The following is a 13500-nucleotide window of genomic DNA, read 5'->3' on the forward strand; positions in this document are numbered from 1 at the left end:
AACCTATCCCCAGCCGTTAAAGACGGGAGAAATCATTGAAAAGTGCAAGCCCCATTAATAACACCAGCAAAATCGAGCCGATGCGATAACTGAAGTCCTGTACTCGCTCAGAAACCGGCCCACCCTTCAGCTTTTCTATCGCCAGGAAGAGCAGATGTCCACCATCTAATACCGGTAACGGGAACAAATTGATAATCCCTAAGTTGACACTGATTAGTGCCAAAAACATCAGGTAATACACCAATCCGTACTCAGCTGAAACCCCAGCGCCTTGTGCAATAGATATCGGGCCACTCAAGTTATTCAGTTTAACATCACCAGTAATCAGTTTACCCAACATGCCTACCGTCAACCGCATCAACTGCCAGGTTTTATCCCCAGCTTGGTAGAGTGCCGTAAACGGGCCATATTGGCGAATCGTTCTATATTCATCCGGAAGCGGTATAACTTTCGGCACTACACCCGCAAAACCTTCATTGCGGTTTTCTCCAACCGATTTTGTATCTGGTATCAAGGTTAAAGACAAGGGGGTACCACCCCTTTCAATATCTAACACCAGTGGCTTACCGGGGTTATCACGAACCTGTAAAACAAATGTTTGCCAACGATCCAGTGGCTGACCACCAACTTTAACTATCCTATCCCCTGCTTGTAAACCTGCCTTTTGTGCCGCAGACCCGGTTTGAACTTCAGCCAAGACAGATTCAATCTGCGGGCCTCGTGGAATAATACCCAACGCCACGACAGGATCTTGCTTATCAGGCTCGAACTGCCACTGTTGCAGATCCAGTGTCTTTTGCACCACATTAGCAGAACCAAATGGTGCCACACCCACCTGTGTTTGTTTATCACCGATTTTGCCGACGAGGGCCAAACGAACAGAATCCCAGTCAGGCGTTTCGATACCATCTACAGACTTAAGTTCCATTCCTGGAGAAATATTGGCTTGTGCAGCAATGGATTGTGGCGAAATGTCACCCACTACCGGGCGCACACTTGGCACACCAATGATAAACACCAGCCAGTAAGCAATGACAGCAAAAAGGAAGTTGGCAATAGGGCCCGCGCTGACGATTGCCGCGCGTTGCAAAACAGTTTTATTATTAAAAGATTGATGACGAAGCTCAGGAGCAACAGCTTCAACACGCTCATCTAGCATCTTAACATAGCCGCCCAGCGGGATAAGGGCGATAACATACTCGGTACCTTGACGATCCGTCCGACGCCACAGCGCTTTACCAAAACCAATCGAAAAGCGTTCGACACGGACACCACAGCGCCGCGCCACCCAAAAGTGACCGAACTCATGCACTGTAATTAAGATCCCCAGTGCGATAATAAACGCGGCCAGGCTCCAGAGTATGCTCATCATATTCCCTAAACTCCCCGTCAGTGACGGATTAAAACACTAACAGCATTAAGCAGGCAAATACCGGCACAGCTGCGGTCAGGCTATCGATACGATCCAGTATCCCACCATGACCAGGAATCAGATGACCACTGTCTTTGATTCCCGCTTCACGTTTAAACATACTTTCGGTCAAATCGCCAAGTACTGAGGCCAATGCAGCCACCACGGAACAGATTAACAGTTTTTCCGGGATGATATCCAACGGAGCATAACGACCGAACAACCATGATATCAGAGCTGATGTCAGTAAACCGCCAATTAATCCTTCCCAGGTTTTACCTGGTGATACTTTAGGCGCTAATTTATGTTTACCGAATAATTTACCAAACATGTAAGCGCCAGAATCCGCACCCCATACCAAAAGCATCACATACAGCAGCCACCAGGCGCCGATATGGTGGTTCTGCTCATAGCCATACTGACGTAATGCCACCATGCCCCAGAAAAAGGGAACAATAGTCAGAACGCCGAAAATTATACGTAACAGACGTGAATCGCGCCACAACGCCGCAGAGCGTGGGTAAGTAAGCACCAACAGCAATGCTGCGACCCACCAGCCCATAGAGAGCCAGAGAGGGACACTCACTTGTGGTAGATGAGCAGAATGCTGATAGGCAGGAAGGCTAAGCAGCATTGAGATCAGTAGAAAACCACAAAGTATGGCTAACCAAATACGCTGAGAACGACTAGCGAACCCGGCTAATTGCCCCCACTCCCAGGCTGCAAGCATACAGACAAAGAGAGTAACAATAGCAAAACCAACCGGCGGAAGCAGGAACAGGGCACCAATGACAACCGGAATCAAAATCAAAGCAGTTATGAGACGATACTTCAGCAAAAGTTCCCCCTAGGATGCAGTGGCATCGATAGGTGTAGTTCCCCCGAAGCGACGCTCGCGTTGTGCAAATGCATTCAGCGCACCTTCAAAGACATGTTCATCAAAATCAGGCCAGAGTACATCAGTAAAGTAAAGTTCAGCATAGGCAATTTGCCATAACAAAAAATTACTGATGCGATGTTCACCACCGGTTCTGATCACTAAATCCACCTCAGATTGCTCATGCAGGCAGATATGCGAGTTTAGCGATTCTTCACTGATATCTGTGGGCTGCAACTCACCTTGCTGTACTTGCTCAGCTAAATGGCGCACACCCTGAATAATATCCCAACGGCCACCATAATTGGCAGCGATGTTGAGTTTCAGACCGTCATTGTTGGCAGTTAGCGCTTCTGAGCGACGGATCCGTTGTTGCAAACGTTCACTAAATCGACTGATATCACCAATAACAGATAAACGAACATTATGTTTATGCAGACTTTTTACTTCACTGTCCAGCGCACGAACAAAAAGCTCCATCAGAGCGGTGACTTCCTGAGCAGGGCGATTCCAGTTTTCACTACTGAAAGCATAAAGCGTGAGCGCATCCAAATGATGACTGGCAGCAAAACTTACTGCACGACGAACTGACTTCACTCCCGCTTTATGACCGAAGACCCTTAATTTACCCCGATTTTTAGCCCAACGCCCATTACCATCCATAATGATAGCGACATGACGCGGAATCAGGGGGCACAAGTTAGCCCTATCTTCATTTACAGACGACATAATGCGAACTCATTTCCTCAATAAATCAATTGTTCGTCCCGAACATTAGGCAGTAAGCCCACAAAAAAAGCCGTGTACCAAGTCACGGCTTCTTAAGTGACAGCCAAAATAGACGGTTTAAATACCTATTGGGCCACTAATCAACAGTCTATCTATCCATTGACGGTGCAGACTATACCATCTCAGCCTTGCCCTAACAAATTCCCAAAACAGCCAATACAACTTAATGATTCAATTTTTCTATTGCTTGAGCTGCCGTATCACGGGCTTGACGATCAATGATCAGCACCTCATCCACACTAGTGGGTTCAGCCAATGATAACTGTTCCACAACCCTAAGGTTGATGGCTGCAATATCAGTGAAACGAATGCGTGAATCTAAAAATGCCATAACGGATATTTCGTTCGCGGCATTCAACGCTGTCGTGGCAGCTTGCCCTGCATTGCTTGCATCGATTGCCAATTTTAGACAAGGATAACGCTGATAATCCGGCGCAGCGAACGTCAGCTCGCGTATCTGGCAAAAATCGAGTGGTGCAACACCAGAATTAACCCGCATTGGGTACGCCATCGCATGTGCAATCGGGGTACGCATGTCTGGGGTCCCCATCTGGGCCAGTACACTACCATCGTGATAACGCACCATCGAGTGAATGACAGATTGAGGATGCAAAATAACCTCAACCTGCTCTGCACTGGCATTGAATAACCAACGCGCCTCGATATACTCCAGCCCTTTGTTCATCATAGTCGCGGAGTCGACTGAAATTTTGCGCCCCATAGACCAGTTTGGATGAGCACAAGCCTGATCTGGTGTGACATCGGCAAATTGTGATAAAGGTATTTCACGCAGTGGGCCACCTGAGCCAGTTAAAATAATGCGCGAGACGCCATTCTCACTCAGTGAAGAGTAGCCTAATTTACGCTGAATTTTCTCAGGTAAACTCTGAAAAATCGCATTATGTTCGCTGTCGATTGGCAGCAATTGTGCATGGCTGTGTTTCACTTCATCCATGAAAAGCTTGCCGCAGGTAATCAGTGACTCTTTGTTAGCCAGTAATACCTGTTTACCTGCACGAATAGCCGCCAGCGTTGAAGATAGGCCTGCCACACCGACAATTGCCGCCATCACTTGATCGACATCGTCTAACGCAGCCAGTTCACCGGCCGCTTTTTCACCATGAAAAACTTCGGTTTTCGAACCGTGCTCAGCCAATAACTGGCGCAACGCTTTGGCCGATATTTCATCTGACATCGCGGCATAGCGAGGAGAAAACTCGAGGCATTGCATTGCCATCTGCTCGACATTGCGACCAGCCACAAGTGCAGTAACGTTGAATAATTCGGGATTAGCGCGGACAACACCCAGAGTGCTGTTACCGATGGAGCCAGTAGAACCAAGAATAGTCAGTTGCTTCATGAGAGTGCTCTGAATAACTGTTTTTATGATAGGCGAGAGCGCAACCGACCCGAATAACAGGTGGTCTAATAAATATCCTCGGCCCAATTTTATAGCGTATTACTGCCGATATCGCATGACTCTACTGACCTAGTGAATCGGCAAAATAGTGATCCTGCTAAAAACAAAGCGCCACCTAAGCGACGCTCTGTTTTTTGTCAGGCAGGATTAGAAATCCATCAACTCAGCTTCTTTAGCCGCTAATGCAGTATCAACTTTCTTGATAAAAGCATCGGTCAGCTTTTGGATATCATCTTGAGAACGGCGGTCTTCGTCTTCACTGATCTCTTTATCTTTCAACAAAGCTTTCACTTTTTCGTTAGCATCACGGCGCACGTTACGAATCGATACACGGCCCTGCTCTGCTTCTGCACGAACAACTTTGATCAAGTCTTTACGGCGCTCTTCTGTCAATGCTGGCAGTGGAACACGAATAACGGTACCCGCGGAAGAAGGATTCAGCCCTAAATCGGAGGTCATGATCGCTTTCTCAACCGCGGCGCTAAGGCTGCGGTCAAACACGGTCAATGCCAGAGTACGGGAGTCTTCAACCACAATGTTAGCCAACTGGCGCAATGGCGTAGCAGTGCCATAATACTCAACCTGAATGCCATCAAGAATACTTGGAGAAGCACGACCGGTACGGATCTTACTGATATGGTTTTGGAAAGCTTCAAAGCATTTTTCCATACGCACTTCAGTATCTTTTCTAATTTCGTTAATCACGTTGTGAACCCTTGGAAACTGGTTACTTGGCAGGCCATAGCATGAGTATAGCCGGTGAATATACAAACCAACAGTTGCAGGCATTGGGGGCATATCTGAAAGCCGCATGCCCCTGACAATACAGGCTGCCGCTTATTTAGCGATCGCTGTCACTTCTTTAGTGATCAACGTCCCTTCATTCTCACCCATCACCACGCGACGCAGAGCGCCAGGTTTGTTCATATTGAAAACACGAATTGGCAAGTTATGATCACGGGCCAAAGTGAAGGCCGCCAGATCCATAACTTTTAGCTCGCGCTCCAGAACATCCTGATAGGTTAGCTGCTCAAACAGTGTTGCGTCAGGGTTTTTAACCGGATCTGCGGAGTAAACTCCATCAACTTTCGTCGCTTTCAGCACCACATCAGCTTCGATCTCGATACCGCGCAGACAGGCCGCGGAATCGGTGGTGAAGAAAGGGTTACCTGTACCTGCGGCAAAAATCACCACACGGTTATGACGCAGCAAGCTGATAGCTTCAGCCCAACTGTAATTATCACACACACCATTAAGTGGAATAGCAGACATCAGGCGGGCGTTCACATAGGCACGGTGCAGTGCATCTCGCATTGCCAGGCCGTTCATTACGGTAGCCAGCATTCCCATGTGGTCGCCCACTACGCGGTTCATCCCAGCTTGTGCCAAACCGGCACCGCGGAATAGGTTACCACCGCCAATGACCACACCGACCTGAATGCCCAATTCGACCAGCTCTTTAACTTCTTGAGCCATGCGATCCAAAACGCTTGCGTCGATACCAAAACCTTCCGCGCCTTGCAGGGCTTCGCCGCTAAGCTTAAGCAGGATACGCTGATATACGGGTTTTGCATTGGTTGCCATGGTGTTCTGTCCTAAGCAGCAGTAATAAATATTGGGAACTTGACCGTCAAATGTTCAAAGCAATACCGTGCGCTGAAAACTGACAGGACTAAGCTTATACCCTAAATAATTCGAGTTGCAGGAAGACGACAACTGAGCGAATCCTCAGAAGCTTACATAAGTAAGTGACTGAAGTGAACGAAAGCAGTCAACGCACCTGTAATTGAAGTATGACGGGTATCGAGTGGATAAAATGGAACCGCCGATTGGCGGCCCCATTTTTAGCATTAAGACTGTTTGCTCATTGCTGCAACTTCAGCAGCAAAGTCAGTCTCAACTTTCTCAATGCCTTCGCCCACTTCAAAGCGGATGAAGTTTGTTACGTCAGCTTTGTTCTCTTTCAACAAATCACCAACGGTTTTGCTTGGGTCCATAACGAAGTTCTGACCAGTCAGAGAAACTTCGCCGGTGAACTTACGCATACGGCCTTCAACCATCTTCTCAGCAATTTCACGTGGTTTGCCGGATTCGATAGCAATGTCCAACTGGATTTGGTGCTCGCGAGCAACAACTTCAGCAGGAACATCGTCTGGCTTAACATATTCTGGTTTGCTTGCAGCAATGTGCATAGCAATGTGCTTAACCAGCTCTTCATCAGCGCCAGTTGCTGCAACCATAACGCCGATACGAGCGCCGTGCAGATAAGTACCCAGAACATCGCCTTCCAGAGCAGCAATACGACGAATATTGATGTTCTCGCCGATTTTAGCTACCAAATTGGCGCGTTGCTCTTCAAACTTAGCTTTCAGATCGTCGATATTAGTGATTTTGTCAGCCAGAGCTGCGTTGATAACTTCTTCGCCAAATGCTTTGAAGCCAGCATCTTTAGCAACAAAGTCAGTTTCGCAGTTCAGTTCCAGAATCACACCGAACTTACCGTCGGCTGAAAGTTGAGCCAGGATGATGCCTTCAGCAGCGATACGGCCTGCTTTCTTGGCAGCTTTAGCCTGACCAGATTTACGCATATTGTCGATGGCAAGCTCGATGTCGCCGTTAGCTTCAACCAACGCCTTTTTACATTCCATCATGCCTGCGGCAGTACGCTCACGCAGTTCTTTTACCAAAGCAGCGGTAATAGCAACCATTTAAATTTCCTCGGTTCTCTTGTGAAAACAAGATCTCACATTAGATACGCAAAGGGGGCCTATAAAGGCCCCCTAACCAACATATTTCAATACCTGGTTAATAAGGGCTCCAACGAGCCTGACTTATTATTCAGCTTCTACGAAGCTTTCTTCCGCTTGAACGGCCAAGTCTTGAGAACGACCTTCAGTGACGGCAGTAGCAACGGCGTTCAGGTACAGTTTAACTGCACGGATCGCGTCATCGTTACCTGGGATGATAAAGTCAACGCCATCTGGATCGGAGTTAGTATCAACGATAGAGAATACCGGGATACCCAGGTTGTTAGCTTCTTTGATAGCGATGTGTTCGTGATCAGCATCAACAACAAACAGAGCGTCTGGTAAACCGCCCATGTCTTTGATACCGCCCAGGCTGTTTTCCAGCTTGTTCAGTTCACGAGTACGCATCAGCGCTTCTTTTTTGGTCAGCTTGTCAAAGGTGCCGTCTTGAGACTGGATTTCCAAATCTTTCAAACGTTTGATGGACTGACGAACAGTTTTCCAGTTAGTCAGCATCCCGCCCAACCAGCGATGGTTCACGAAGAACTGGTCGCAGTTGTTGGCAGCGTCTTTTACCGCTTCGCTTGCTGCGCGTTTAGTACCAACGAACAAGATCTTACCTTTACGGGAAGAGATCTTTTTCAATTCAGCCAAAGCTTCGTTGAACATTGGTACGGTCTTTTCCAGGTTGATGATGTGAACTTTGTTACGTGCGCCGAAGATGAAAGGCTTCATTTTCGGGTTCCAGTAACGGGTCTGGTGACCGAAGTGAACACCGGCCTGGAGCATGTCGCGCATGGAAACAGTTGCCATGATTAAAACCTCTATAGTATCAGTTGGGGTTATGCCTCCACGTGCCCCATAACGCCGACCCCATAAGAAATTGATAATCATCAAAAACTTTAGGGCACCCCGGCGTATGTGTCGACACGTGTGTGTTATTTACACATATGAGTGCGATTGGTATTACTCAGCTAAACAGCTACCTGCCATCAGGACATGCCCTGAAATCGGACCTGAAACGACAACATAATAGTGCGGTTTGCCGGCGCGCTTTATACCATAAACGGCCGCAACACACCAACTTTTGTTGCATTTAGTGTCGTCACTGCAAACGAAAGTTTGGCAGCTAATTGCAGGGCTGGTACCATTAGCGACAGGTTATTTAGGGTATATGATATTTATTACCTGCTTATTCATATTACGGCGGCTGGTTGGTATTCACAGCCCCTACGGACACTTTTGCATGGCAATCTCAATAAAAACACCTGAAGATATTCAAAAAATGCGCGTTGCTGGCCGCCTGGCTGCTGAAGTGCTGGAGATCATTGAACCTCACGTAAAACCGGGGGTAACCACTGGTGAACTCGATCGTATCTGCCACGATCATATCACCAACCATCAGCAGGCTATCTCTGCTTGTCTGGGTTACCACGGCTTTCCTAAATCGGTTTGTATTTCTATTAATGAAGTTATTTGTCACGGCATTCCAAGTGATGAGAAAGTGTTGAAAGACGGTGACATCGTCAATATCGACGTGACTGTTATTAAAGACGGTTTCCATGGCGATACATCAAAAATGTTTATCGTCGGCAAACCTACCATTTTGGGTGAGCGCCTGTGCCGCGTCACTCAAGAGAGCCTGTACCTGGCAATCAAAATGGTCAAACCGGGTATCCGCCTGCGCACTCTGGGTAAAGAGATCCAAAAATTTGTGGAAGCGGAGAACTTTTCTGTGGTGCGTGAATATTGTGGCCACGGTATTGGCGAAGGTTTCCATGAAGAACCACAAGTGCTGCACTACGATGCAGACGACGGTGGCGTAATCCTACAAACTGGTATGGCTTTCACCATTGAGCCTATGGTCAACGCAGGGGATTACCGAATTCGTACCATGAAAGATGGCTGGACGGTAAAAACTAAAGATCGCAGCTTGTCGGCACAGTACGAGCATACTATTGTGGTAACCGATAACGGCTGCGAAATAATGACGTTGCGAAAGGATGACACCATCCCCAACATCATAACGCACGAGTAATAATGACAAGCCGGCAGCCGCCGGCTTTTTTATGGGCTGCGTCTTTTTATCAGGTCGCATTTATCGGGTAAACATATGTCTGACAATCACACCGAGCACTCTGTATCCCCTGCGGTACCGAAGGTCATTCCTGAGCAGCCCGCACCACCGAGTACTTATCTCGATAGTGACCTTAATTGCCCGATTCTCAAGCAGCGGCTTGAGACTTTCCAACTTTGGCAGGCGGAAGCATTCAATGGCGGAATCAGTGCCGAGATATTAATTGCTGCGCGCAGTGATTACATTGACCGCCTGTTACGGCGGTTGTGGACATTTTATGGTTTTGATGATGTGGCTGAAACCGCGCTGGTTGCCGTGGGCGGCTATGGCCGTGGTGAACTGCACCCCTTATCAGATATTGATGTATTGGTTCTCAGCAAGCAGCGTCTAAGCGATGAAGATGCGCAACGCGTCGGCCAGTTGATCACTTTGCTATGGGACCTGAAACTGGAAGTCGGCCACAGCGTGCGCACACTGGAAGAGTGTTTGCTCGAGGGGTTAGCCGACCTCACTGTCGCCACCAATATGATTGAGTCACGTTTGATTTGCGGTGATGTAGCCCTGTTTTTACAGATGCAAAAGCACATTTTTAGCGACAATTTCTGGCCCTCGCCGCAATTTTTCCATGCCAAAATCACCGAACAACAAGAACGGCATAAACGCTACCATGGCACCAGTTATAACCTGGAGCCTGATATCAAAAGTAGCCCTGGTGGGTTACGGGATATCCACACCCTACAATGGGTAGCCCGCCGCCATTTTGGTGCCACATCCTTAAGTGAGATGGTTGATTTCGGTTTTCTGACCAAAGCTGAGCGCAATGAGCTGATTGAAAGCCAGAGTTTTCTGTGGCGCATCCGTTTCGCGCTGCATTTGGTATTAACTCGCTACGATAACCGCCTGCTGTTTGACCGCCAACTGAGTGTGGCTCAGCTTTTGCAATATCAGGGCGAAGGCAATGAACCGGTCGAACGGATGATGAAAGATTTTTATCGTATGACCCGTCGGGTCAGCGAACTGAACAACATGCTGCTACAACTGTTTGACGAAGCCATATTGGCGCTGGGTACCAATGAAAAACCACGTCCACTGGATGATGAATTTCAGTTACGCGGGGATTTAATAGATCTGCGTGATGAGAACTTATTTATCCAGCAGCCTGAAGCTATTATGCGCATGTTCTATCTGATGGTACGCAATCAGGATATCAAAGGCATATATTCCACCACAGTACGCCGCTTACGCCATGCCCGGCGGCATCTGAAACAGCCTTTATGTAACATTCCTGAAGCCCGCAAGCTATTCATGGCCATTTTGCGCCACCCTGGGGCGGTTTCCCGGGCATTATTACCGATGCATCGCCACAGCGTGCTGTGGGCCTATATGCCACAATGGGGCAGTATCGTTGGCCAGATGCAGTTTGACCTGTTTCACGCCTACACCGTAGATGAGCACACTATCCGCGTGTTACTTAAACTCGAAAGCTTTGCCGATGAAAAAACCCGGCCACGCCATCCTCTCTGCGTCGAGCTTTACCCACGCCTGCCTCAACCTGAATTATTGTTGCTAGCAGCACTGTTCCACGATATTGCCAAAGGGCGTGGAGGCGATCATTCAATACTGGGCGCTCACGATGTATTGGAGTTTGCCGAGCAGCACGGCCTTAACTCGCGCGAAGCTCAACTTGTGGCTTGGTTAGTTCGTTGCCACCTCTTGATGTCAGTGACAGCTCAGCGTCGGGATATTCAGGACCCTGCGGTTATTCAGCAATTCTCCGCCGAAGTACAAAGCGAAACTCGCTTGCGCTATTTAGTCAGTCTGACAGTGGCTGATATTTGCGCCACCAATGAAAATTTGTGGAATAGCTGGAAACAGAGCCTGTTACGCGAACTTTATTTCGCCACAGAAAAACAGTTACGCCGTGGTATGCAAAACAGCCCGGATTTGCGCGAACGTGTCCGTCACCACCGGCTACAAGCTCTGGCGCTGCTGCGGATGGATAATATCGATGAAGAAGCATTGCACCGCATCTGGAGCCGCTGCCGGGCTGATTATTTCCTGCGTCATTCACCCAATCAATTAGCCTGGCATGCCCGCCACTTATTAGAGCATGACTCAACCAAGCCACTGGTGTTAGTTAGCCGTCAGGCAACACGGGGGGGAACCGAAATATTCATCTGGAGCCCTGACCGCCCATCACTGTTTGCTGCGGTGGTCGGTGAGCTGGATCGCCGCAATCTGAGTGTTCATGATGCACAGATTTTCACCAACCGCGATGGTATGGCGATGGATACCTTTATCGTATTGGAGCCAGATGGCAGCCCACTGGCTCAAGATAGACATCCCATCATTAGTCATGCCTTAGAACAAGCGATGACCCAGCCGAATTATCAACATCCGCGCGTCAGGCGATTATCACCTAAATTACGGCATTTCAGTGTGCCGACTGAAACCAATTTCTTGCCAACCCATAACGAGCGCCGTACTTATCTGGAGTTAATTGCACTGGACCAGCCGGGCTTACTGGCTCGGGTAGGTGGGATATTTGCAGATTTAGGGTTATCGCTGCATAGCGCACGTATCACAACTATTGGCGAGCGGGTGGAGGATTTATTTGTATTAGCAGACAAAGATCGCCGCGCTTTAAGTATTGAAACCCGCCGCGAATTAGCACAACGGTTGACAGATACCCTCAATCCGAACGATAAACTGTGATACAAATAACTTTTTAGTCATTAATTTTTCTTACAACCCATTTTGAAGGGAACAGGATGCAGCAACTACAGAACGTTATTGAAACCGCCTTCGAACGCCGTGCAGATATCACGCCGGCCAACGTTGATACCGTAACCCGCGAAGCGATTAACTACGTGATTGATCTGCTTGATACCGGTGCACTACGGGTGGCAGAAAAGATTGACGGCCAGTGGGTTACCCATCAATGGCTGAAGAAAGCGGTACTGCTGTCTTTCCGTATCAATGATAACCAGGTCATGGAAGGCGCAGAAACGCGTTACTACGACAAAGTACCAATGAAATTCGCCGGTTACGATGAAGCGCGCTTCCAACGTGAAGGCTTCCGTGTCGTACCACCAGCAACCGTACGTAAAGGCGCATTTATCGCTCGTAATACCGTACTGATGCCTTCTTATGTGAATATTGGCGCTTTCGTTGATGAAGGCACCATGGTCGATACCTGGGCAACTGTCGGTTCTTGCGCGCAAATTGGTAAGAATGTGCACTTGTCCGGTGGTGTTGGCATTGGTGGCGTGCTTGAGCCACTGCAAGCCAACCCAACCATCATTGAAGATAACTGCTTTGTCGGTGCGCGTTCAGAAGTGGTTGAAGGGGTTATCGTCGAAGAAGGTTCCGTTATCTCCATGGGCGTATTTATTGGGCAAAGCACCCGTATTTACGATCGCGAAACTGGTGAAATTCACTATGGCCGCGTTCCGGCCGGGTCTGTTGTCGTTTCCGGTAACCTGCCCTCGAAAGACGGTAGCTACAGCCTGTACTGTGCAGTTATCGTGAAGAAAGTTGACGCAAAAACCCGTGGAAAAGTCGGTATTAATGAGTTATTACGCACCATCGACTAAGATGAATATAGCGGGCTAATCACCCGCTATTTTTTTGCTTTGTGAAGTTATCGCCTGCAATCACATACTTTGGCGAAATTTACCGTCATAATCATAAACTGTGGAATATAAAATCAAAAAGGTGGCGCTATGTATGACAATCTGAAAAGCTTAGGAATCACACAACCAGAAGATGTCGATCGCTATAGCCTGCGTCAGGAGGCCAATAACGACATTCTGAAAATTTATTTCCGCAAAGATAAAGGCGAGTTTTTTGCTAAGAGTGTGAAATTCAAATATCCACGCCAACGCAAAACTGTGGTGGCGGATAACGCTGGACATGGTTACAAAGAAATCAATGAAATCAATCCTAACCTCCGTTACGTCATTGATGAGTTGGATCAACTGTGTAAGCGCGATCAGATTGAAGTGGATTTGAAACGCAAAATCCTGGATGACTTGCGCCATTTAGAAAGCGTTGTTGCCAATAAGATTTCAGAAATTGAATCAGATTTAGAAAAGCTGACCAACGGCCGCTAAATCTAGCTGAACACGTATTGTGGCAGCACACTGCACGCCACAATACGTCATTGAGCAGAAGCTA

12 protein-coding genes are annotated in these 13500 nt (G+C 48.0%); 4 read left to right on the forward strand and 8 right to left on the reverse strand.

The features are described from left to right. Window positions 1-16 precede the first annotated feature (16 nt). From rseP to rpsB, 8 genes are all read right to left on the reverse strand, one after another. Entirely contained in the window at window positions 17-1372 is a 1356-nt protein-coding gene (gene rseP, locus V1956_RS20945) for a sigma E protease regulator RseP (RefSeq protein ID WP_083162929.1), read from the reverse strand. A gap of 28 nt (window positions 1373-1400) precedes the next feature. Beyond that, window positions 1401-2249, reverse strand: a complete 849-nt coding sequence (gene cdsA, locus V1956_RS20950) for a phosphatidate cytidylyltransferase (RefSeq protein WP_083162927.1) — start codon at window positions 2247-2249, stop codon at window positions 1401-1403. A 9-nt stretch (window positions 2250-2258) separates the two neighbouring features. Continuing rightward, window positions 2259-3017: a (2E,6E)-farnesyl-diphosphate-specific ditrans,polycis-undecaprenyl-diphosphate synthase gene (gene ispU / locus V1956_RS20955; RefSeq protein WP_372559767.1), complete on the reverse strand. Its 759-nt coding sequence runs from the start codon at window positions 3015-3017 to the stop codon at window positions 2259-2261. A gap of 223 nt (window positions 3018-3240) precedes the next feature. Then, window positions 3241-4437 carry a 1-deoxy-D-xylulose-5-phosphate reductoisomerase gene (gene ispC, locus V1956_RS20960; RefSeq protein WP_372559768.1) on the reverse strand — a complete coding sequence of 399 codons (1197 nt, stop codon included), beginning with the start codon at window positions 4435-4437 and terminating at the stop codon, window positions 3241-3243. 207 nt (window positions 4438-4644) lie between these two features. Continuing rightward, window positions 4645-5202 (reverse strand): ribosome recycling factor, encoded by a 558-nt coding sequence (gene frr / locus V1956_RS20965; RefSeq protein ID WP_083162921.1) that lies wholly within the window; start codon window positions 5200-5202, stop codon window positions 4645-4647. A 132-nt stretch (window positions 5203-5334) separates the two neighbouring features. Continuing rightward, window positions 5335-6081 carry a UMP kinase gene (gene pyrH, locus V1956_RS20970; protein ID WP_083162919.1) on the reverse strand — a complete coding sequence of 249 codons (747 nt, stop codon included), beginning with the start codon at window positions 6079-6081 and terminating at the stop codon, window positions 5335-5337. Window positions 6082-6347: 266 nt separating this feature from the next. Further along, complete coding sequence (gene tsf / locus V1956_RS20975; protein WP_372559769.1) at window positions 6348-7205, reverse strand: translation elongation factor Ts; 858 nt, start codon at window positions 7203-7205, stop codon at window positions 6348-6350. Window positions 7206-7331: 126 nt separating this feature from the next. Continuing rightward, the gene (gene rpsB / locus V1956_RS20980; protein WP_083164108.1) at window positions 7332-8057 is read right to left on the reverse strand and encodes a 30S ribosomal protein S2; all 726 of its coding nucleotides are present in this window, start codon (window positions 8055-8057) and stop codon (window positions 7332-7334) included. Between the two features lie 433 nt (window positions 8058-8490). Here rpsB and map point away from each other — a divergent pair, with 433 nt between their 5' ends. From map to V1956_RS21000, 4 genes are all read left to right on the forward strand, one after another. After that, window positions 8491-9282, forward strand: coding sequence for a type I methionyl aminopeptidase (gene map / locus V1956_RS20985; RefSeq protein ID WP_083162917.1), 792 nt, complete (start codon window positions 8491-8493; stop codon window positions 9280-9282). Between the two features lie 75 nt (window positions 9283-9357). Further along, the gene (glnD, locus tag V1956_RS20990; RefSeq protein ID WP_420070728.1) at window positions 9358-12036 is read left to right on the forward strand and encodes a bifunctional uridylyltransferase/uridylyl-removing protein GlnD; all 2679 of its coding nucleotides are present in this window, start codon (window positions 9358-9360) and stop codon (window positions 12034-12036) included. A gap of 56 nt (window positions 12037-12092) precedes the next feature. After that, on the forward strand, window positions 12093-12917 hold the full coding sequence (dapD, locus tag V1956_RS20995) for a 2,3,4,5-tetrahydropyridine-2,6-dicarboxylate N-succinyltransferase (RefSeq protein WP_442825619.1): 825 nt from the start codon (window positions 12093-12095) through the stop codon (window positions 12915-12917). A gap of 129 nt (window positions 12918-13046) precedes the next feature. After that, entirely contained in the window at window positions 13047-13436 is a 390-nt protein-coding gene (locus tag V1956_RS21000; protein ID WP_004706707.1) for a DUF3461 family protein, read from the forward strand. Window positions 13437-13500 lie beyond the last annotated feature (64 nt).

Origin of the sequence: Yersinia sp. 2540 StPb PI, from assembly GCF_052217165.1 — a bacterium.
In the GTDB taxonomy this organism is placed as follows: domain Bacteria; phylum Pseudomonadota; class Gammaproteobacteria; order Enterobacterales; family Enterobacteriaceae; genus Yersinia; species Yersinia enterocolitica_E.

Coding starts and splice junctions, on each gene's coding strand:
- rseP (WP_083162929.1), bottom strand. CDS start 1,372: ATGATGAGCATACTCTGGAGCCTGGCCGCGTTTATTATCGCACTGGGG.
- ispU (WP_372559767.1), bottom strand. CDS start 3,017: ATGTCGTCTGTAAATGAAGATAGGGCTAACTTGTGCCCCCTGATTCCG.
- ispC (WP_372559768.1), bottom strand. CDS start 4,437: ATGAAGCAACTGACTATTCTTGGTTCTACTGGCTCCATCGGTAACAGC.
- pyrH (WP_083162919.1), bottom strand. CDS start 6,081: ATGGCAACCAATGCAAAACCCGTATATCAGCGTATCCTGCTTAAGCTT.
- tsf (WP_372559769.1), bottom strand. CDS start 7,205: ATGGTTGCTATTACCGCTGCTTTGGTAAAAGAACTGCGTGAGCGTACT.
- rpsB (WP_083164108.1), bottom strand. CDS start 8,057: ATGGCAACTGTTTCCATGCGCGACATGCTCCAGGCCGGTGTTCACTTC.
- map (WP_083162917.1), top strand. CDS start 8,491: ATGGCAATCTCAATAAAAACACCTGAAGATATTCAAAAAATGCGCGTT.
- glnD (WP_420070728.1), top strand. CDS start 9,358: ATGTCTGACAATCACACCGAGCACTCTGTATCCCCTGCGGTACCGAAG.
- dapD (WP_442825619.1), top strand. CDS start 12,093: ATGCAGCAACTACAGAACGTTATTGAAACCGCCTTCGAACGCCGTGCA.
- V1956_RS21000 (WP_004706707.1), top strand. CDS start 13,047: ATGTATGACAATCTGAAAAGCTTAGGAATCACACAACCAGAAGATGTC.